General features: G+C 54.5%; 20 protein-coding genes and 2 pseudogenes. 15 read left to right on the top strand and 7 right to left on the bottom strand.

Features of this window, described 5'->3' with window-relative positions:
• From AC3WWR_RS04150 to AC3WWR_RS04085, 14 genes are all read left to right on the top strand, one after another.
• Positions 1-453 (top strand): hypothetical protein, encoded by a 453-nt coding sequence (locus tag AC3WWR_RS04150; RefSeq protein ID WP_492598498.1) that lies wholly within the window; start codon positions 1-3, stop codon positions 451-453.
• A gap of 12 nt (positions 454-465) precedes the next feature.
• A complete protein-coding gene (locus AC3WWR_RS04145) occupies positions 466-1,221 on the top strand; it encodes a hypothetical protein (protein ID WP_492598497.1) in 756 nt (251 codons plus the stop codon).
• Positions 1,218-1,568, top strand: coding sequence for a hypothetical protein (locus tag AC3WWR_RS04140; RefSeq protein WP_492598496.1), 351 nt, complete (start codon positions 1,218-1,220; stop codon positions 1,566-1,568). The genes AC3WWR_RS04145 and AC3WWR_RS04140 overlap by 4 nt, the downstream gene beginning before the upstream one ends.
• A 65-nt stretch (positions 1,569-1,633) precedes the next feature.
• Positions 1,634-1,834, top strand: a complete 201-nt coding sequence (locus tag AC3WWR_RS04135; RefSeq protein ID WP_492598495.1) for a hypothetical protein — start codon at positions 1,634-1,636, stop codon at positions 1,832-1,834.
• 80 nt (positions 1,835-1,914) lie between these two features.
• Entirely contained in the window at positions 1,915-4,680 is a 2,766-nt protein-coding gene (locus AC3WWR_RS04130; RefSeq protein WP_492598494.1) for a hypothetical protein, read from the top strand.
• Between the two features lie 9 nt (positions 4,681-4,689).
• Positions 4,690-5,340 carry a DUF2460 domain-containing protein gene (locus AC3WWR_RS04125; RefSeq protein ID WP_492598493.1) on the top strand — a complete coding sequence of 217 codons (651 nt, stop codon included), beginning with the start codon at positions 4,690-4,692 and terminating at the stop codon, positions 5,338-5,340.
• Positions 5,337-6,197: a phage/gene transfer agent baseplate hub protein gene (locus AC3WWR_RS04120; protein WP_492598492.1), complete on the top strand. Its 861-nt coding sequence runs from the start codon at positions 5,337-5,339 to the stop codon at positions 6,195-6,197. Before AC3WWR_RS04125 ends, AC3WWR_RS04120 begins: the two co-directional genes overlap by 4 nt.
• Complete coding sequence (locus AC3WWR_RS04115) at positions 6,194-6,652, top strand: NlpC/P60 family protein (RefSeq protein WP_492598491.1); 459 nt, start codon at positions 6,194-6,196, stop codon at positions 6,650-6,652. Before AC3WWR_RS04120 ends, AC3WWR_RS04115 begins: the two co-directional genes overlap by 4 nt.
• Positions 6,636-9,173 carry a phage tail protein gene (locus tag AC3WWR_RS04110; protein ID WP_492598490.1) on the top strand — a complete coding sequence of 846 codons (2,538 nt, stop codon included), beginning with the start codon at positions 6,636-6,638 and terminating at the stop codon, positions 9,171-9,173. The genes AC3WWR_RS04115 and AC3WWR_RS04110 overlap by 17 nt, the downstream gene beginning before the upstream one ends.
• Before the next feature lie 12 nt (positions 9,174-9,185).
• The gene (locus tag AC3WWR_RS04105) at positions 9,186-11,285 is read left to right on the top strand and encodes a hypothetical protein (RefSeq protein ID WP_492598489.1); all 2,100 of its coding nucleotides are present in this window, start codon (positions 9,186-9,188) and stop codon (positions 11,283-11,285) included.
• 10 nt (positions 11,286-11,295) lie between these two features.
• Complete coding sequence (locus AC3WWR_RS04100) at positions 11,296-12,054, top strand: hypothetical protein (RefSeq protein ID WP_492598488.1); 759 nt, start codon at positions 11,296-11,298, stop codon at positions 12,052-12,054.
• A gap of 96 nt (positions 12,055-12,150) precedes the next feature.
• The gene (locus AC3WWR_RS04095) at positions 12,151-12,789 is read left to right on the top strand and encodes a glycoside hydrolase family 19 protein (RefSeq protein ID WP_492598487.1); all 639 of its coding nucleotides are present in this window, start codon (positions 12,151-12,153) and stop codon (positions 12,787-12,789) included.
• A gap of 56 nt (positions 12,790-12,845) precedes the next feature.
• Positions 12,846-13,040 carry a DUF7940 domain-containing protein gene (locus AC3WWR_RS04090; protein WP_492598486.1) on the top strand — a complete coding sequence of 65 codons (195 nt, stop codon included), beginning with the start codon at positions 12,846-12,848 and terminating at the stop codon, positions 13,038-13,040.
• A gap of 156 nt (positions 13,041-13,196) precedes the next feature.
• Positions 13,197-13,991: a DNA adenine methylase gene (locus AC3WWR_RS04085; RefSeq protein WP_492598485.1), complete on the top strand. Its 795-nt coding sequence runs from the start codon at positions 13,197-13,199 to the stop codon at positions 13,989-13,991.
• 334 nt (positions 13,992-14,325) lie between these two features.
• Here the strand turns inward: AC3WWR_RS04085 and AC3WWR_RS04080 are convergent, their stop codons facing one another.
• From AC3WWR_RS04080 to AC3WWR_RS04060, 5 genes and pseudogenes are all read right to left on the bottom strand, one after another.
• Positions 14,326-15,018, bottom strand: coding sequence for an HNH endonuclease (locus AC3WWR_RS04080; protein WP_492598484.1), 693 nt, complete (start codon positions 15,016-15,018; stop codon positions 14,326-14,328).
• On the bottom strand, positions 15,011-16,621 hold the full coding sequence (locus AC3WWR_RS04075; protein ID WP_492598483.1) for an AAA family ATPase: 1,611 nt from the start codon (positions 16,619-16,621) through the stop codon (positions 15,011-15,013). The genes AC3WWR_RS04080 and AC3WWR_RS04075 overlap by 8 nt, the downstream gene beginning before the upstream one ends.
• 244 nt (positions 16,622-16,865) lie before the next feature.
• A pseudogene (locus tag AC3WWR_RS04070) lies at positions 16,866-17,351 on the bottom strand (SOS response-associated peptidase family protein); the annotation flags it as partial.
• 2 nt (positions 17,352-17,353) lie between these two features.
• Positions 17,354-17,674, bottom strand: a complete 321-nt coding sequence (locus AC3WWR_RS04065; protein WP_492598482.1) for a hypothetical protein — start codon at positions 17,672-17,674, stop codon at positions 17,354-17,356.
• An 85-nt stretch (positions 17,675-17,759) separates the two neighbouring features.
• Positions 17,760-17,969, bottom strand: a complete 210-nt coding sequence (locus tag AC3WWR_RS04060; protein WP_492598481.1) for a hypothetical protein — start codon at positions 17,967-17,969, stop codon at positions 17,760-17,762.
• 827 nt (positions 17,970-18,796) lie between these two features.
• Between AC3WWR_RS04060 and AC3WWR_RS04055 the strand changes: the two genes are divergently transcribed.
• Positions 18,797-19,624, top strand: coding sequence for a fibronectin type III domain-containing protein (locus AC3WWR_RS04055; RefSeq protein WP_492598480.1), 828 nt, complete (start codon positions 18,797-18,799; stop codon positions 19,622-19,624).
• A 33-nt stretch (positions 19,625-19,657) separates the two neighbouring features.
• Here the strand turns inward: AC3WWR_RS04055 and AC3WWR_RS04050 are convergent.
• A pseudogene (locus AC3WWR_RS04050) lies at positions 19,658-19,858 on the bottom strand (transposase); the annotation flags it as partial.
• Positions 19,859-20,110: 252 nt separating this feature from the next.
• On the bottom strand, positions 20,111-21,013 hold the full coding sequence (locus AC3WWR_RS04045; RefSeq protein WP_033042256.1) for a universal stress protein: 903 nt from the start codon (positions 21,011-21,013) through the stop codon (positions 20,111-20,113).
• Between the last annotated feature and the right edge of the window lie 356 nt (positions 21,014-21,369).

Raw genomic sequence — 21,369 nt, 5'->3', positions numbered from 1 at the left:
ATGTCTTCCATTCAAGAGCGCATCGTCGATCGGGCGAAGGTGCTGATTCTTGCCGCCGGTACGTTGGCCGGCGACCGCGTGTTTCGCAGTCGCACGGAAGCGATTACCCGGGACATGTCGCCGGCCATTGTGATTCGCCCGAACCTGGAAACCACCGAACGCGAAAGCCAGTCGGTGGACCGCAACCAGTTTGAGCTGTCGGTGGAAATTCTCGCTCGCGAGGACACCGCCACGGGCGAGACCTGGGATCAGGTCGCGGACTTGGTCAAGGTCGCCGTGCACGCGATCCTTCTGGTGGAGGACTCCTTTCCCGAGGCTGACCGCATTCAGCGTTTCTACATCGACTGGATCGAGGACGACGGCGACAACACCGCGGGCAACTGCATGGTGCGCTACCGCTTCACCTATCTGTGCAACACCGGCGACCTGTCGTCGGGACCCACTATTTATTGAGGAATACCTCCTATGCAAATTGCATTCGGTAGCGGGCTGTTTTATGCCACCCCGCTGATGGACGCCTTCGGCAACTCGCTGGCCGCACCGACGCCGATCCTGCTCGGCATCATGCAGGAAGCGTCTATTGACCTGTCCTTTGACTCCAAGGAGTTGTTCGGGGGTGACCAGTTCGCCATCGATGCGGCGCGCGGGCAGGGCAAGTTGTCGGGCAAGGCCAAGTCGGCCCAGATCAGCCTCTTTCAGTGGAACCAACTGGTCTTTGGACAGACGCTCAGTACCGGCCAGGTGCTGGTGAGCCATTCAACGACCCCGACGCCAGTTCCGGTGGGCGCCTCCATCACTGTTGCACCTCCTGCCGGCGGCATTGTTTCGGGTGACCTGGGTGTTCGTGGCGCAGGTTCGGTCCCGTTCCAACGAGTGCTGGCTGCTCCAGCAGCGGGCCAGTACGTATTCGATTCGGTTGTCGGCAAATACACCTTTTCGACCGCTGATGTCGGTGTTCCAGTGTTCATTGATTTTCGCTACACCGTGACGACGGGCAAAAGCCTGTCGGTCAAAAATCTGCCCATGGGTGACATGCCGGTGTTCCAAGGCGAGTTGTTCCTGAAATACAAAGGTAAAACCATCTACGTGCGCGTGCCCAACTTCGTCAGCAACAAGCTCGGCATCTCGACCAAGCAGGACGATTACACCATCCCCGACTTTGAGTTCACCGGTTACCAGGATGAATTCGGTGAAGTCTGCTACTGGAGTTCGAACGAATGACCGCTGTCAACGTACCGGGTGTTTCGTTCCCGTTCCCGGGCAAAACACTGGTGATTCCGCCGCTGTCGTTGGGGGACCTGGAGCAGCTGCTGGACCGCATCAATAACGTCATGTCCGGCAGCATGGACAAGGACAGCATTGCGACCGTTATTGATGCCACGCACGCCGCATTGCGTCGCAATTATCCGGACATGGATCGTGCGGAAGTGGCAAGCCTTCTCGACCTACAGAACATGCGTGGCGCGCTGGATGCCGTCATGAGCGCGTCAGGAATGGAGGCGCAACCTGTGAGCGAGTCGGGGGAAGCTCCGGCCCCCTCGACTGGGGCCAACTCTACGCGCACTTGATTGCCAGCACTGGCCAGAGCCCGGTCACGCTGCGGCGTGATTGGGACATGGTGATGGTGGGGCATATGACGGATTACTGGCAGCGACATCCGCCGCTGCATGTCCTGGCCGCCGGTTACCTCGGCTTCAAACCGGATCTGCCGGTGGCGGATGCGCCGGATCTGGCCACGAACCTCGCCGCGATGGCAAAGGATCTGTGGGGCGATTTGCCAGAGCATTTACGCGGCGCCTTGGATGCGTTTTCCGGACCAGGCAGTACCGGTTAGGTCGCAGCAGCATTCAACACCTGAAAAGCCTCCGCATCGTCGGAGGCTTTTTCTTACCCCCACTTTTTTGAGGTGTCGGCATGGAAAGAAACATTGCCTACCAGTTCACTGCCGGCACGCAGGGTTTTGACCGCGCAGTAGAAAGCATCGAGCGCAACATGCGCGATGCACGAAGCACCTTCAATCGCGAACTCCGGGCGATCAACACCGACATGGTGGGCAGCCAAACCCAGATCAGTCGATTGGGTGCGGCCGCCAATGATGCCTTCGGCTTTGTCGGGGCCAAAATCAAAGGCGACCTGCTGGCCTTGGGTGCTTCGATGGCTGCCGTATTTTCCGCCGTTGCGATCAAGGATTTCGTCAGCGACAGTAAGGCGGCACTGCTTGAACAGCAGTCTGCGTACCGTGGCCTCGAGGCGGTGGCCAACCATGCGGGTGTAGGCATTGGTCGGGCAATGGAGGAGGCGCAGAAGCTGTCCGCCGATGGTTTGATCAGTGTTAGTGATGCGGCTAAGTCCCTGCAGAACCTTTTGAGTCGGGGTTACAACATTGATCATGCGGTGTTGGTGATCAACCGTTTGAAGGACGCTGCTGCCTTTAACCGACAGGCCAACCTCGGTATGTCTGAGGCCGTTGTAGGCGCAACCGAGGGCCTCAAGAACGAAAACTCCGCGTTGGTCGACAATGCGGGGGTGACCAAAAACGTGGCAAAAATGTGGGAGGAGTACGCCAAAAGCATCGGCACCACCCGCGACAAACTCAGCGACTCACAAAAGATTCAGGCCGAGTACACCGGTATTCTCAAGGAAACCGAAGCGCAAGTCGGCAACGCCACCAAAGCCTCGCAAGGGTTGACGGGCAGTCAGGCTGAGCTGGACACCAAGAGCAACGAACTCAAGGTCACCCTCGGTACGATTCTTGAGCCTGCGTTCATCAGCCTGAACAAGCGCCTGGCCGAAACAGCGAGCTGGTTCAATGGCTTATTGAAGGGCCTGACCGGGACCGGCGTCACCGTTGATGAAGTCGCTGGCAACGTCAAACGCCTTGAGGCCATGTTGGCGAATCTGGATAACAAAGGTTCCCGCGGCGGTGGCGGTAAGGCGCAGCTGGAAGGTTCGCTGCAGGAAGAGCGGTTGTTATTGGAAGCCATGCAGCTGACTTCCGACAAGATCGAAACAGTCGACGCCGGCATGAAGACGCGTTTGGCCCGAATCGAAGAGCAACGGCAAAAGGTCGCCGAGATGGCGGCCACCGGCGATACCCGACTTTCAACCCAGCAACAGGCGCAGCAACGCCCGACGGCCTATGGCCTGGAGGTGATGCGTCTAACGAAGCTAGAAACGGCTTACGCGGCAGCCATTGAGCATCGTAAGGCGCTGGAGCAGGGCAACACCCCGCCACCGGCCAAGACGGACACGCCGACAGCGGACGGCGGCACTTCAAAGTCGCGGGTCAGCCAGTGGGCTGAAGTGCTGGACGCGCAGAAAGTGGCACACACCCAACAGCAAGCCGAGCAGGGGGCGTTCCAGCAGTTCGCGCTGCAGAAGGAAGTCGACTATTGGCAGGCGGTGCTGCAGCGCACCGACCTCAGTGCGGCCGAACGGTTGAGTGTCCAGCGCAACTACCTGGGTGCGCTGACCAGTTTGCGCAAGCAGGACGAAGGTTCAGCGTTTGCAGATCTGCAGGCCCAGGCCCAGATGTACCGCAACAACATGGACGCCCGCCTGCAGATCGCCCAGCAGGTGCTGGATCGCAGCCGGCAGTTGTACGGCCAGGACAGCGAAGAGTATCGCCAGGCGGCCTCTGAAGTGGTTGCGATCGAGCGTGAAAAGCAACAGCAGATCACCAACATGAAGCAGCAACAGTTGGCGGCTGATCAGCAGGCTCGGCTCACGGACATTTCGCACGCTGAGCAAATGGCACAACTGGATCTGCAAGCCAACCTGATCACCCAGGGACAATTGCTGCAGTCGCAGGCCGAGTTTGAGCAACAGCGCTACGCGATCGAAGCGGCCGCCTTGGCGCAGCGCAAACAGTTGCTGGAGCAGGATCCGGATCGCAATCCGGTGGCCCTGCAGCAGGTGCAACAACAGATCCTCGCGCTCGAGCAAACCCATCGCAACAGCATGGCGGTCATTGGCCGTCAGCAAACGATGGAGTCCCAGAGCAATTGGACCGGAATGGTCGGCAGCGTGCGCTCCAGCTGGACCAGCGGACTGAATGGCATCTTGACCGGCACCATGTCCACCCAGGGCTTGCTCAACGGGATTTTTGGCAGCATCGGTAGTGCGTTTATCGAGAACATGGTCACCGCCCCGTTGATGGCCTGGATGTTCGGTGAGACAGCCAAAACCGGTGCAACGGTTGCCGGTGTTGGGGTGCGCACCGCGGCCGAGGCGGGCGGCGCTGCCATGTCCGTGGCGATCTGGGGCGCGGCCAGCATCAAGAACATCATGGCCAGCGCCTGGCAGGCCATGGCTGGTGCGTTTGCGGCCATGTCGGCGATCCCCATCATTGGCCCAGCGTTGGGTGTGGCAGCGGCTGTTGCCGCCGGTGCGTTCGTCTTCGGGATGGTGAAGAACGTCGCCTCCGCTGAGGGCGGCTATGACATTCCCGCCGGTACCAACCCCCTGACCCAGCTTCACGAACAAGAAATGGTACTGCCCAAACAGTACGCCAACGTCATTCGCCAGGCGGCGAGTGGTGAAGGGCAGCTCGGTGGTGGCGGTGTTTATCACTACAACGATCACAGTGGCCGGCTCACCCCAGCGGATATCCGGCGCAACGCCCGGGTGTTTGCCGAGGAGATGCAAAAACTGCGGCGCAACGGCGCCATCAAAGCGTGAGGAGGAATTATGGCGTTAGGTCCTATCTGGCCGCCGCGCTGGATCGCCGGCTATCCGGATCGAGGCGTGATGGCCGAAGGGGTGTTGCCGCGCATGCCGGGGCAGACCTTGCTCTCTAAAAAAGCACCCGAATGGAGCACCGGGGTGCAGAAGTCCGTCAGCGGGCGCCGCCGGACGACGGCCTATTACTCGGCACCGCTTTGGTCTTTTCAGATCAGCTACAACGCGGTGCGCAAGCGTCCAGGTCTGGATGAATACTCGCGGCTCATGGACTTCTTCAACCGGCGTAAAGGTCAGTTTGGCGAGTTCTTGTATTTCGACCGTTCCGATCACCTGGTGACGAATCACCGTTTCGGTACCGGGGATGGCTCGACCACCACTTTTCAGCTGACCCGCGCCATTGGCAGCTGGGTGGAGCCGGTTTACGGCATCGTCAATATCGATGCTCTTCGGATGAGTGGCATCCCCATTACTGCGTTCACCGTCGATGAAATCGGGCGTGTCACCTTCGATGTTCCGCCCCCGGGTGGTGCTTCGCTGGTCTGGAGTGGGGCGTTCTTCTTTCGCTGTGCGTTTGATGGGGATTCGCTGGATAGCGCTCAACCATTTCGGATGATTTGGGAAATGAAAAACATCGCCTTTACGAGTATCAAACCATGATCGATGCGTCTCCCGCGTTAAAGGAATTTTTGGCTACGGCGCGCAGTTTTGTCATGGCTGATCTGTACACCATCACCTTGGCCAGCGGGCAGGTGCTGCGCTACACCGATGCCGGTGTGCAAATTTACTACGGCGGTCAGAACTACTCAGCCAGTGGCCCGCTGATTAAACGCTCGGGCGTGCGGGCCGTCCGTGGCATTGAGGTCAATACCTTGAGTGTCACGTTCTCGGCCGGACTGGAAGACACGGTGCTCGGCGAGTCGGTGCTGCCGTTCATTGCCGGTGGCGGGTTTGATGGCGCTTCACTGAAGTTGGCCCGCGCGTTTATGCGTGACTGGCATACACCAGTGATCGGCGCCGTTACACGTTTTATCGGGCGTGTCGCCGAGGTTGATCCTGCTGATCGACAGCAGGCCACGGTGGCGGTCAAGTCTCCCATGGAGCTGCTCGACACCAAGGTGCCGAAAGGGGTGTATCAGCCGTCCTGCCTGCGCACCGTTTACAGCAGTGATTGCGGCGTCAATCGGGTGTTGTTTGAAACCGCTGGGGTCGTACGACCGGGCAGCACGGCGCTGCGCCTGCAGAGCAACGTCGACGCCGATCAGGGTTGGTTTGACCAGGGTGTAATCCGATTTGTAAACGGTGGCAATGCCGGCGTGGCCCGCACGGTGCGACGCTTCACTGGTGATGGCGTCGTCACCTTGATTCTTGGGCTGCCAGCCGAACCACAGGCCGGCGACCAATTTCTGATTTATCCGGGCTGTGCGCGCACGTTGGAAGCTTGCACTAACAAGTTCGACAACCGGGCACGGTACCGGGGGATGCCGTTCATTCCCGTGGCGGAGACTTCGGTATGAACGCGCTGGAAACTCAGCAGCGCGAGATCGTCATCGCCGAGGCCCGTCGTTGGCTCAACACACCGTATCAACATCGCCAGCACCTGATGGGCATCGGTGTGGACTGCGCCTGGCTGTTGATCGAGGTGTACTTCGTTGCGGGGCTGATGCCGATGATCGACCCAGGGGCTTATGCCCAGGACTGGCATCTGCATCGTAGCGAAGAGCGATACCTGCACTGGCTGGAGTTGTACGGGCAGCAGATCGAAACACCGCAAGCCGGTGATGTGGCGGTTTGGCAGTTTGGCCGAACCTTCAGCCACGGGGCAATTGTGGTCAATGAGCACCAGGTCATCCATGCCTACCGGGACATCGGTGTCGAGTTAGCCGACATGCGCGAAGAGCACTTGGCCAGCCGCCCGGTTCGCTATTACACATTGAACAATTACGGGGTGAATGATGGGAGGCAGCAGTAGCACCATCTCCAACAGCGCAACGCGGATCAATGCGTTGCAGGTCCAGAGCAGCGCCAGTGGCAAGCCGATCGCGTGGATCGCTGGACGCAATCGCATCAGCCCCAACCTGATTTACTACACCGATTTCGAGTCGGTCGCCAAAACCAAAAAGACCAAGTCCGGTGGCAAGGGTGGGGGTGGCGCAACGCAGAAAGACACCACCTACACCTATTATGCCGCGTTGATTCTAGCCATCGGCCGGGGTCGATTAGGGGCCGTTCACCGAATCTTCCGTGATAAAGAAGTGTTCGCTGAAAAGACGGTGGAGGGCGTTGCGAAGTCCGCGCTGTCGCAGGTCGGGTTGAGTTTTAAGCGAGGCACTTCGGATCAGGATGTATGGGGATTTCTTTCAACCAAGCATCCTGCCGAGGCGATCGCTTATTCAGACACAGCGTACGTGTACGCCCCGCGGTACCGCCTCAATGATAGTGCCGGCGTACAAAATCATACCTTCGAGGTCGACGGACCCTATCAGGTACCGGGTCTACCTGATGCCAACCCCGGCGCGTTCCTGCCCGGCTTGCTTCTGGATCCGTTGGATGGGATCGGTTTCGACCCCAGCTGGATTGGGGATCTGAGCAGCTACCGTGATTACTGCCTGGCGGAAAATCTGTTGCTAAGTCCGGTGCTCGATGAGCAGGCCCCCGCAAGCGAAGCGATCGCGCGTTGGCTGCTGCTGACCAACAGTGAAATATTCTGGTCGGCTGGCAAGCTGAAGGTGGTTCCCTTTGGGGATCAGGTGGTGACCGGAAACGGTGTCACCTGGTACCCGGACACGACGCCAGTTGCGCATTTGACCGATGACGACTTTCTCGCCGAAGAGGGCGAACCCCCCGTTCAGCTCAAGATCAAGAGCCAGGCCGACAGCTACAACGAAGTCTCGCTGGAGATCCTGGATCGAGCACATGAATACAATACCGATGTGGTGCGTGGTGTGGATCAGGCGGCGATCGAGCAGTTTGGCTCGAGGCCGATGGATACCATGAAAGCGTATGAGATCTGTGACGTCGCCATTGGAGCGCACGCGGCGCAGCTTCTGGTGCAGCGCAAACTTTACATCCGCAACGAGTACCAGTTTTCCCTCGGGTGGCAGCACGTGCTGCTGGAGCCGATGGATCTGGTTACCGTAACAGAGCCCGGTCTGAAGCTAGAGCAGCGGCTGGTCCGGCTGATCTCGGTTGAGGAGGACGATGAAGGCAAGCTTGCGGTAACCGCAGAGGATGCCTTGCTCGGTGTCGGCAGCGCACCGAACTATCCCGTGCAAAGCAAGGCCGGTTACCAGGGCAATCAGAACGCAGAGCCTGGGCCAGTGCTGCCGCCCATCATGTTCAACCCACCGGAGAGCTTGTTGCTGGGTGGTGACAACCAGATCTGGGGCGCGGTCACCGGCGCCGGTGAGAGCTGGGGAGGTTGCGAACTCTGGATCAGTGCTGATGGTGACAGCTACTGGAAGGCTGAGACCATTTATGGCGGTGCCCGCATGGGCCGGCTTACGGCGACTTTGGCTACGGGGAGTGATCCGGATACGGCAAACACCTTATCCGTGTTGTTGTCCGTGCCTGACGAACTGACCGCGGTCACCACTGCGGAAGCTGATAGAGGGGCGACGCTCTGTTGGGTCGACGGTGAGCTGATCAGTTATCGGGACGCCACGCTGACCGGTATCGGTGCCTATAACCTGCAGTATTTGCGACGCGGCCGGCTCAGTTCGCCGGCAGTCAGCCATCCGGCAGGTGCCCCCTTCGTTCGTCTGGATGATGCGGTCTGGAAGTACAGCTACACCCCAGACCAAATCGGCAGGACGGTCTGGGTCAAATTTCGGTCGTTCAATGTGTTCGGGCGTGCGCTGGAGGACCTGGCCGATGTGGCTGCCTACAGCGTCCTGCTGTCGCCGGCGCGGGTCGTACCCGGTGCCGCGCAGAACCTGCAGTTGGTCGGCGCGTTTGAGGCGCCGTATTTCACCGTCAGTTGGGCGCCCGGAGCTCGGGCTGAAGAACATGTGGTGCGGATTCGTAATGCCAGCAGCAATGCCTTGCTGCGTGAGGTGTTTACGACCAGCACGACCTTTACCTACCAGCGTGACGATGCATTGGTAGACGGCGCACTGGTGCGCAGCTACCGCCTCGAAGTCGTCGAGCGCAATGCCGCCGGCAGCGCGCCAGTGGCGGCGTTGCTGGTCACCAACAGCGCACCACCTGCCGTTACAGGTACCGCTGCGACAGTCAGCGGTACAACCGCAAACGTCAGTTGTACCGCCAGCGTGGCTGCAGATGCAGCAGGGTATATGTACGTGTACTCCCTGACCGCGGACTTCGAACCAACAATCACCGGAAGCGTGGGCTATCAGGGAGCCTCGCGTACTGGCCAGATCACAGGCCTGGCTACCGGGCAAACGTGCTTCCTGCGCGCTGCTGCCTATGACACCTGGAGCAGCACCCGCTCCCAGCTCAATTTCGCCCCCGCGATCACCTTCAACACCTGATAGAGACTCAATATGCAACCCATCCAATTCTTCGCCGCCAGGGCCGAGGACGGCGCCCTGCTGCCCGGTGCAACGGTGGACGTGTTTGTGAGCGGATCCAACGTCCGTGCGGATGTATTCGCAAAAGCTGATACAGAGCTTCCAATAGCCAACCCCCTGACCTCAGACGGTAATGCCCGCGTTTTTTTTTACACCCGCGAACCACGGATCGATATCAAGATTCGCCGAGGCGGTTACGTCGCACCCATGATGGAAGGGATCGTAACGGTTGACCCGCAAGATGCCTTGCTGGCTGCTGAAGCAGCTATGGTTCGCGCTGAGGCCGCTGCGAACTCCGCGCAGGTGGCCGCCCAAATTTACCCGGATATAGCTTCGGGGTTGGCCGCAACCCTCGATGGTAGATATTTCAGCGTGATTTCCTCCGGCGTCGAAGAGTTCCTCATTCTTTACCGGAAGGTGGCGGGAGTAGCGGTCGAAATCAAGCGATACCCTTCTGCCGATGCGATTTCGTCGATCAGGGAGCTGATTGATAACTACAGCAGTGAGGAGGACGGTGTCGCTTTGGAGGTCAATGACGCAAGTCGGCGCTTCACTTTGCTGAAGCTGATGGTTGATGGAACATTGGATTTGCTCGGTGCGCAGCTGAGCAACTCAGGTGATGGACTGGAGATTTCGGACTTCAGAAATTTCATCTTTGCCCGGCTCGGCGCTGCTGAAAGCAATATCAATGGTCTGGTCACTCAGCCTTCTGATCAAGCTGGCATTGAATTTGTGGGTGGTTGTGGATTCGTCGCCGGTAGATTCGACAGCGAGGGTGCGTTTTTTGGTCCCTCACGTGCGGGGCAGACTCAGGTCCTCTCGACAACCCTTGAATTGGACCGGCAACAACGTACAGACCAAATACACATCATTGGTTATGGGCAATCGAAAGGGCGTGGGGCGTTTTCGCTCCCGATCATTTCTACAGTTCAACCGTACAACAATTTAATGCTGGTGAGTGGCACGAAGATCCGGGCGGGTGAGCCAGGCTACAACGCAAGCTCATACGTACCTCTGGTAGAGACGGTGGTTGGTGACGATGGCGAGGCACCGGTTTTGGCAATGTGTAACGGGGTTGTGCGCCGAGCTGTAGCGGCTGGTGAGAAGGCGGTTGACTGGGTGCTTATCGCTTCATCCCCCGGCATGGGTGGTCAGAGTGTTGAATCTTTAGGCCCTGGTGGGACTGGCTATTATGAAAAAACGATCCAGTTGATAAAGGATCATGCCGCGCTTTCGAAAAGTCTCGGAAAAACCTATTCGGTATGGGCGTACACCTGGACCCAAGGCGAAGCGAATTACTCAACGACCGGTAGCGGCGCAACAGCCACAAAGTCCGCCTACCAGTACGCGCAGCTCCAACTAGAACTGTTTGATGCTATGTCTCGAGAAATTGCACAGATTACCGGGCAGAAGTTTCGGCCGTACCTCTTTACTTACCAGGTCGCCGCGCATCGACGCTACAGCAGTGACACCATGCAGATTGCCTTGGCTCAGTGGCGTGCCAGCCGCATGCGCCCGGATGTGGTCATGGCGGTACCCGACTACATCTTTCCGGTTTACACCGACAACCTGCATCTGACCAACGAAGGCAGCTGGCTGCTGGGTGAGTACTACAGTCGCGCAATGCACGAAACGATGGTTCATCGAAGCGGCAAATGGCGCCCTTTGGAACCTGTCACCGTCGATTGGCGCACTGACCACATCGATATCAAGTTCCATGTGCCGGGCGGTCAACTGGTCCTTGACACTGCACTAGCAGCTGCAGCTCCAAACTTCGGATTCGACATTCGCGAGTTTGGGGCTGTAGTTACCAATCTCATCAGCGTGGTGGATGTCACCGGCAGCGACACAGTGCGCCTGACACTCAGCCGAGCAGCACACACTGACGCGGTTCTGAGCTATGCCAGGGGGCGTCTTGGCGATGCAGCGGCCTCAGGTCCTGTAGTCGGGGCGCGGGGAAACCTGCGCGATACGCACGGCCTCTATGACACCGCTACATCACCACTTGGCAACACTTTCGCGCTGCATAACCCCTGCGTGATGTTCGAATTCAACCGTAAAACAGGTTTCTAAGGAGAAGAATATGGGCGGCGTTCGTATTATTGCAAAAGGCGTAGACGCTGAAGCGTACGCAACGGAATACGCAGCACCTGTGCGCCATGCACTGAAAGGTATTCACTTTCTCAACACAAGCTTGGAGAAGGCTGCTCGAAACTATGCGCCAGGTAAGGGCATCGAGCAGGGAAGTATCGTCGGAACACCTGGCATTACTGCCGGGTACGCTTCCATAAAGTCTTTGTCAGACTACATCCAGTCGGGTATCCCAGAGTCTGACAGCATGACGGTTTTCTGTATTGCTCGCAGCCTTGACACCGGTCTTGCATCTCCAACCAGGCCGTCTTTTTTAGGAACGCAGCAAGGGGTTGCGGCAGCAGGGGGTACCTCCGACGGCATCAACATGTACATGACTTCAGCCGGCGGAGGGATGGTTTCCTTTACTGCAGCTTACGGGAACAATGATGCTGATCGGACAAACGTCGTCTGTTCAGTGTCTTGGGAAAACATCAAGACCTTTGCACTGTTCGTAGCAACCATCAGCTCGGTCGGTATTACATTTCGTGATGTCACTAACAACCGAGCGAACACTGTAACCCCGCCTGCAGGTCTGCCACGGCGTCGAACAGTTAACAAACTTCGCTTGGGCAGTGCGTTCAATGCGTTTGGCGGCTCCGGGGATGTTGCGCTGGTCCAGGTGCACTCAGACCTTTTAACGCCGGTTCAGATAGCAACAACCATTGATGATCTGCGTGCGTATGCCCTGCGCAAAGGCATCGCCGTCTGAAGTAGATATTCGTGATAAACCAGCCGCCATGAGCGGTTTTTTTATGTCTGCGTTTTGATAGCCCGCCAAGCGCGGGCTTTCTGCTTGGAGAGATGCATGCCTCTTACACAGCAACAACTGCTACAGATACTTCCCAATGCCCGCCCTCTAGCGGGCATTTTTTTGCCTGCAATGAACCGCGCTATGGCCCGTTACAAGATCGACAGCCGTGTGCGTCAGGCCGCGTTCCTGGCCCAGGTTGGGCATGAGTCTGGGCATCTGCGGAGGCTGGTAGAGAACCTGAACTACAGCGCGGAGGGTTTGGCGGCGACCTGGAAAGATCGGTACTGCGGCGCCGATGGCAAGCCGAACGCCAAGGCGATCCACCTGGCCAGGCGTCCAGATGCGATCGCCAACGATGCGTACGCCGGTCGCAACGGCAACAAGGCGCCCGGGGATGGTTGGTTATACCGCGGACGTGGGCTGCTGCAGATCACCGGCCGCTCGAACTACAGCGCTGCCGGCACCGGTCTGGGTCTGCCGCTGGACGATCAGCCGGAGCTGCTCGAGCAGCCCGAATACGCCGCCATGTCTGCCGCCTGGTGGTGGACGCAGCACAGCCTGAACGATATGGCCGACGCGGGCCGATTTCAGGATATCGGCAGTGTCATCAACACCGGCAAGCCTGGACGGGTGCCACACGGCGCCGCCGAGCGGCTTGCGCTGTACCAGGTCTCACTGAAAACACTGGCCTGATTCATACCTGCTAGCAATTGCCAGCGGGGCACTACTTGAAATAGAACGGGGAAATTATGGAACTCATTGGCAACTGGAAAGACGCTTTAAAAATGTCCAGCGTTCAAGCGGGCGGTGCCATTGCAGCACTGGGTATCGCTGAGCAGCTGCTGCCTCAGCTGCAGGCGGTATTGCCGCCGGTGGCTTATGGCGTGCTTGGAATTCTGGTGATGGTGGCTCGCCTGATCCTGCAGCCAAAGTTGAGTAAATAAGCAAAAAAAAGAGCGGCCGGTGTGGATGCGTCAACATCCAGACCGACCGCCGTCCTCGCAGAATGTCCCTGCAATTCCAGCCAAGGCTCCTGCTTCGTGCACAAAGCGGAGCGAGCCTAGCACCTGTTTATCCATACAGTAAAGGTCTTGCTATCGATGTCCTATCCCATCATCCCTTGGATGGGCGGCAAACGCCGCCTGGCCGATCGCCTCATTCCGCTTTTTCCGCCTCACGAATGCTATGTCGAAGTCTTTGCCGGCGGTGCCGCGTTGTACTTCATGCGACCTCAGGCTGCCCCCGTTGAAGTCCTCAACGACATCAACGGCGACCTGGTGACGTTGTACCGCGTCGTGCAGAACCACCTCGAAGAGTTCGTGCGCCAGTTTAAATGGGCGCTGAGCTCTCGCCAGGTGTTCGAGTGGCAGAAGATGACCCGCCCTGAAACACTCACTGACATCCAGCGCGCTGCCCGATTTTTCTATCTGCAACACCATGCCTTTGCCGGTAAAGTCTCCGGGCAGACGTTCGGTACCGCCACCACTGGTCCTGCCATCAACCTGCTGCGGATCGAAGAAAACCTCTCCACCGCCTGGCAGCGCCTGTCCGGTACCTATGTCGAAAATCTCCCCTGGCTCGAATGCGCAGAACGCTACGACCGTGCCCACACCTTTCACTACATGGACCCTCCTTACTGGCAGACGGCCGGCTATGGGGTGGACTTTCCATTCGAGAACTATGAGCGAATGGCTGACTTTATGCGCCGCTGCAAAGGCAAGGTAATGGTCAGCATCAACGATCACCCGGATATTCGCCGCGTGTTCGAGGGCTTCCACTTCGAGACGCTGGACATTCGTTACACCAGCTCCAATCAGCGGCACGGCAAAGCTGAGATCAGCGGCGAGTTGGTGATCATGAACTGGGATCCAGCGGCATTGGACGGGTTGTTCTAAATAGGTTAGGGGAGGGACGACTTTCGGCCTTTCCCCACCTGTCGCAATATCCAGCAATAAATTGACTGCAGGGTGGCTATGCAGTTAGCAGTACATATATACAGATTTAGCGAATGACACCGGTGATGGAACCTACCGGGCCTTGGATAGAGCAAAGCAGTAGCTTCGTACTACCCTCGGTTAGCAGACCTGGTTTGGTACAACTCAACCGAAGCATTTCATCAGTCGAGTTAGATTGTCAGTCGCTAGGGTTGGGAGATCTTACCGAAATATGCATCCGCACCACGCCACTAGCGAAGTCCAACAATCAGTGTGTGAGCCCTGTGCTATCATATTAATCAGTTTGTGTTTCTTTTAATTTCTTCATTATATCAATGCTCATTTGCAATCCTAGTTTTTCTGAGTGCTTTAAAACAAAAATTTCTAATAGCTCCAACTCAATAGAAGTGTAACTATCATCATCTTGTGAAGTTAAGGCGGTCTTCATTAGGCGTTTTACATCTGAGTCAGGCTGTTTAGGTCTGTCGGCGATTTTCAGAAAGCGATCAAGTCCATAGATGTTAAGTGTTGCACGACCTTTTGGTGTTTTCCATGAGTATAATTGTCCAGCGACAATGACTTTTAAATGTTCATCATAAGTGTCGAAATGAGGGTGTATGATTTTGTATGCATTCGATTTGTTTGGGAATTTAATTGTTTTCTTCGGCGTAGACAGTGTTTCTTTACTGCCTTTTTCTAAGTTACAGTCTATGCATATGACGCAAAGATTCTGAGGGTGGAACATGAATTCTGGATGTGAGGATCTAGATATAATGTGTTCTGTATCCCATGCTCTATTGTGTTTTACCATTATTTTTTGCCTGCAAAAGCAACAGGTATAGTTTTGCTCTTTTAAATAATGGTCTTTTATTGATTTTTTTACTGGCTCAAAAATTTTATCTATCCAGTCAGAAGCGGACTTGTTCGGTGAGCGAGAGTGGTTTTCGATAATGGCACTCTCACTACTTGAAAATTTGACTTCAATCATTTTCTATGACCCGTAATGCTTTCTTAAGTGTGGATAGTAGTTTTTTTACTGGGTCATTGCTTGGTACCAAGTCATGAAATTTCAAAAGACTTTCAATCTCAGATAAGAAGACCTCGTCAGGCTTTCTGCCATCTCTAATCTGGGACAGTATTTCGACGATCTGAGTTAATAAGTATTCATTCTTATGTCCGGGTGCCCTAAATACATGCGCAAGCTGGTAGTCGGAAGATTGCGTGTGTGTTTGTTTGCCATCGATTACTATCGCTGGATTGTCTTCGAGATTGACAACGTATGAGTTTGATGGGCTCATTGATGAAACGATTTGTGGTGAGTGAGTTGCAATAATGAAGTGACATCTTTTGTAGTTTGAAAATATTCCTTCTACCAACGGTAAAAAATCACGCTGCCATTCCGGGTGAAGGCTGAGCTCGGGTTCGTCCAATAAAATTACTGAATCGTCGGAAATCGCTCCTGCGATAGAAAGTATGTTGAATAGAATGCAAAGCTCTCCGGAGCTGGCTTCTGTTAGTAAAAAGGATGAGCTGTTTTTGGTCTTGGTAAATTCTATGTTTTCTAAATCGATGAGGTCGTGTTCTGCAAGAGTTGCAAACTCTTTTAGTAGTTCTACTTTTGTGTCCGATGTGATATTTAAGTCTAATTCGTAGGTTGAGTTTCTTCCAAATAATTCTTCTTGATCTTTATTGTAGTGGTCACGAATGGCTCTCACGCTATCCACAATTTTTTCTTTGACTTCAGCTGAAAGTTCCTCAATGCCTCGGACTGATCCTCCTTTGAAAAAACGAGCGTTTCGGATTGCTTCTATTGGGCCTCTGCCTTTTTCGTCTAGAAAGTCATCGAAAGAAAAATGAAAACTAGTTTTGAGTATTAGCTTTAATTTTGATGTTAAGCCCAGGTAAGTGAATAATGGTAGGATTTCATTTTTTCTGCTTTCGTGGTTTAAAAATAAATTAATAAATGAGCCGCCGAGCTGATCAAACTTAGATGTTAAATAGTTTTTTTGTGAGTTTTGCTCATTGGTTCGGGTTCCTCTGTAGATGTAGTGATTTAGAAGGTTTACATCTTCGTCAGGTATTGAGAATTTGTCGAGTATTGGAAATTTGTCAAAAGGGCTCGATGAAACGGCAATCAATTTCGGGTTTTTATATGGAGGGGATTCGGTGGAATTGGTTGTATGCCGTATTTCGTTCTCTTGCATCAGGTGATGGTCTCTGAGGGTGCGCTCGAAAGTTTCACGATGTAGAGAGTCAGCACCTTCAAGATTGTTTGGTATAAAATGTAATTGTGGCTTTTTGATTGTTATTGTATATGTTGTATCGTAGCTTTTATATGTCATGCTTCCTGTATTGTTGAGGTTTTTGTTTGCGTTGTGATCAAAGTATCTAGAGAGCTGTAATGCGTTAAATGAAATGGATTTATTGCTCATCGAGGAGGTTAGATTTAGTAAGCATATTTTTTTCAGTAAAGTGCTTTTTCCACATCCGTTTCGGCCTACAAGTAAAGTATAAACATTTTTTTCATTATTATAGTTGCTTCCGCAAAGCTCAATGACTTTGTTGTCGTAACTTATGTTCCTGATAATCATTGGTGGTCCTGGTCTTTCAAGGATTAATAAAGATCAATTCTATGGCTTCTAATTAAAACTGAACCGTGGGTGAAGGGCAAATCTATACCAGACCGGGAGGCGGAGCCTCCACAGGACCTGGTGGTGGACCAGTTTGTCCTGTGACCCCTTCTGGCCGATTTCTACCTATCATTAAGGGCGGCAATCGACCCCTCCTGAAGCGGGCCTGGCGCTATTTGATCTAGCCGGCGTTTTCCCGGATTGGGATATCGACCATACCGCCGGCACTGTCGGCGGTGATGATGACGAAACCGTCGTGTTCGCTGGGCTCATGTTCGGCATTCGGATACTGGCCGATCGCAGCGCACAGGATTGGTGACCGGTCCCGCCGGCGGATCAGATAGGGCTGCTTCTTTGGTCCGCCTTCATCTACCCATTCAAACCAGTTGTTGATGGCGATGATCGCCCGGTGTGGCCAGATAGCGCGGAAGAATGGGCCGTGTGCGACTTTCTCCACCCTGGCATTGATCGGTGCTGCGCGGTCCTTGGCCCAATGCGGGCGCCATCCCCAGCGCACCATGTCGGCGTGCAGGTACTCACCCTCCTGGTGAAAGATGGCGAGCTGGGTTGTCGGAGCGGCGTTGTACCGCTCAAACGGATGGTCGCCGGCGCTGTTTACCAGAGGGTTGGGCATGCTGAGTGCCGCGACGAAATCGTGGATGCCGTCGTATTGGGAAAGTCGTCCGCACATGTTCAGCCTCTCTGATTACCAGCTTGCAACTCGCGAATGATCCTTTCTTTTTGATCCAGGACCAGCGTCAGGCTTCGAATCTGGAAAAGCTGGTCGGTGGTTTCCGCCTCCAGGTTCGCCATCCATGCCCGCTTCTTTTGGAGTTCGGTCGAGAGCAGGTCGTTCATTTCCACCAGGGTGGAAATATTTTCCTTTGTCGCCTGCAACTGACGCTTTAGATCCTGGACGTCTTCCTCGAGCATGCTTGCGTAATGCTTGACGGTTTCCAACCTGGTCGGGCTGCAGAGCCATTCGCTGGTGTCTTCGATTTCGTAGGGATCCACGGTCGCGCCTTACACATACTGTTTGAATATACAGTAATTGAGTTGCGACGTTATGGCGAATGCTGGCGACGGAATGCCAAGCAGATCACTCCGGAGTCATCATCAGCGCGAGTGTCATTTTGATGAACTCCTCATTCTTGTCGATGGTGTCCAAGGCGCCGCGGACGTTATCGGCGGCGTCAGCGGCGCCATGTTGTTCGACCCAATTCGATAACTCCATGATGGCGGCTTCCAAGGCGAGCTGGTTTTCGTTGATCTTGAATAGCAGGGAAGGGAGCAGGTCAGAATTTGGCATCGCGAATCCTCGGTTTTGAGGTCAGCGTAGCAGGGAGTTTTAAGTTAGCGGAATGCCGATGGGTGAACTCAAATGGCGGCTGGAAATGTGCGGGCGGTGGTACGAAAGAGGTACGCAGCAAAAACAGATGCTCTTTAAGCCTTTATTTGTGAGGCCTTCATGAATAGTTGGTCCAATCCATCATCGGGGCGACGGAGAAGCGGCGGGAGAGTGGGGCGGGTGTGGCGTTGGATACGGACATGGGGGATCTGGAATCGGTGAGGCTGGGAGGTGGGGGAGTTTATCAGGATTGGGGTTGTGGGGGTTTGGTGAGTCTTGCACTCGCTTTGCCCCCCCCCCCTAGCGCACTTTGCCATAACCCAAAGGTGTTACTCAGCAAGGTTTCATTATGGACAGGCGGGTAAACGGAGCCGGAAAAATATATATGCCCATTCGGTTTGTATTTATTTGGCCGGATTTTACGATTTGATGATAGCCGTAATTTCGATAGGGTCTAAAAACTGGCATTTCTTACAGTGCCCAAGAGTCGAATGTGCAGTGAAAATACGAACGTACCATTAATTTTCAGATGAGGGCGAACAGATGATCAAGAGTATTGAATGTTCTCTTTGTGTTCCTTGGGATAAGGGGCTCGACCGAATGATTGAGGGGGCTTTAACACGAGTGGGAGTTTCAGGTTGCGATTAATTACTAGCAGAATTGCTAGTATTCTTAATTGTATTTTTGTGATTAGATAAGTTTGTACTGATTTCATGCAGGCTGTTTTGTTAATGCGGTTTGAATAACAAGTGCTGAAGGGTAACTATTAATCATTTTGGAGAATGTGTATGAACGCTGAAGCTAATTTGCCTCCTTTGGAGTTTAAAATCAATTATATAACCTGGACTACTTTTCAGGTGGAAGCGACGTCGCCTGCGCTTACGTATATTCTTACTGACTATTCCTTTGGTGTTCCAACTGAGCTGTATAGAGGGCCGAATGGAAGAATTACCTTAGATAACTTAACGAAAAATACAAACTACAGTTTTACGCTCGTTGGGTACGTTCCGCCGTTTGGAAATACAGAACCAGCTTTGGTCGAATTCAAGACCCCCGACCGAATGCAACCCAAGCCTCCAAGCTTCTTCGAGCCCTTCAATCAGACTCTCGATCAGGTTTCCTTTTTTTGGAGTCCCGGTGAAGTTGAAGGTGGTGAGCCTCGTTATGAGATACGCCGAGATAAGAGTTTACTCGATACCCCAAAAACACCTCCCTATACCGATACCACTCCAGAACAGGGGCGGGACCACTCCTACTGCATTCGTACCTTTGATGATGGATTCACTTTCTCAGAGCCTGTTTGTGTCAATGTCTACTTCGAGGATCTTACCGCGCCCACCAAACCTACAGGGTTAAGAACCTCAAATTTGGCCTTGCAGTTGAGCTGGGATGAGTCATATGACAGTTCTGGGGATATTACTTATATCGTCGATAAAGGTATCGATGATGAATTGGGGCGCACGAAACAACTGGAATTTTCCATTACCGGGCTGGAAGCGGGGGTGCGATACGAGTTTGGTGTGACAGCGATCGATAATTCCAACAACAAGTCAGATCGAGAAATCATTCCTTATCCCGCAATCGGTATTTCTCTTAAGGATAAGCGGGGGGTGTAATGAATCCTGTGTAAACGGGGGTGGCTGGTAATCCTGCAAAAGCCTGTCTTCGAACTGGATACTGAACCTGTTCAAGGCTCCCGCCCAGTCCCTGATTGGCATTGTCCACTTCTTGCTGATGTTGTTCAGCGCCAGATAAAAGAGCTTCATTACCGCATCGTCAGTCGGGAATGAGGCTCTGCTTTTGGTGACCTTGCGCAGGCTCATGTTGATCGACTCGATGGCGCAGGCGGTGATGGCTCCTTTCTAAATAGCATCGGAGTTCCATCCATGTTCAAGGCGCAGGTCATCATGTCAGGTGAGCTGGCTGTAAACAGGCGTTGGATCGACTCGACTCAACTGAGTAGCCACGTTTTTTGGGCGAGGGGGGGCTTTCGCGCCCTTCGGCTGCGAAGTCGTTGTAAAGCACCACTGGGGTAGAAGCCTATTCTTACGCCAATGGTGTTCTAAAAAAATTTGTCCCCTTTTCCCCAGCCGTTTTTTCGTTCAGTGATCCGCTTCTCCCTTGATGGCCAAAACGCTGCAGGGCACCTGATACAGAACATGCTCCGTGGTACTGCCAATCAGCTTGTCCACCCCTTTGTGATGGGTATTTCCCATTACGAAGACATCCGCTCGAGTATGAGTGGCAAAGTCGGCCATCGCTTTCGTTGGCGGCCCAGCAATGAAATGTTGTCGCTCAGGTGGCACGCCGTGGCGTCCGGCCAAGGCAACGAAGCACTTTTCAAGTGACCGGCGCACGTCGTTGGCGAAGCCTGGCATCGTCACGGCGCCAGCACCTGCATCAGAGAAATGTGTGTGGGTTAGTTCATAGGCATACAGGATGTGCAATTCAGCTTCGCATTGCGCGGCCATTTCGCTCGCCGCCTGAATGATGCTGTCGTTGATTGCGCTGATCTGACCCTCAGGATGCGATGGATCAACCGCCGCCACTATTACTCGAGGAAGCGGACACCTGACTTCGCTGACCAGATGTACAGCGCTCGGACATTCGCGTAACAACTGCCAATCCAAAGGCGTGATGAATACACGTTTGAGCGCTGATTCATGGTGTACGTCCTTGATAATCAGGTCAGGCTGCATTTCAGCCACATGCCCAAGGATTTCTTGCAGCGGGTCACGGGTCAATGCAACTTCGGTGGTCACAGTGATGCCCTTCCTGCGCATGAGTTCGGCCTCATCCGTCAGCCACTGCAGGTTCTCCTGCCGGCAACTCTCACGAAGCTGTTCACTGTTGCTCATTAACCGCATAAGGTCGAAGTCTTCGATGAACACCGCAATATGCAGCGCTGCGCCTGTAGCGTCGGCCAATGCGATTGCCCGCTCCATCGCCGGCGAGTGACGCATGGTGGGACCTGCGATCAGAAAGAGTCGTTGATACTGCCTCATGTGACACCTCCAACGTTCCGGGTTATCCGCTAGTGCCCCCAGCACTCTCGCTTGTCCCACCATTGGCGATCTTTTATCGCCTCAACTACCTGGATCGACACTATCAATATACGCCAGCATCACCGGCTTACCAGTTGCCAAGACTGTCGAAGGGTGTAGCAGACCTTTCCATCACGATCGAGCAAGAGACGAGACTGCTGGAAGCGCGCGCCACGCCACCCGTCTTGACCACGGAGCATAACCAATGCGGTTGCTGGTAGTTCAGCACCTGAATCAATACTTCGTAAAAAACGAACTATTCGCAACGAATAAACGATTTTTGTTGTGGTAACAGGCTCGCTAGCATGACTCCTCCA

This window comes from Pseudomonas sp. EB271-G4-1 (assembly GCF_058791355.1).
This window is presented reverse-complemented; position numbering and strand designations above follow the sequence as displayed.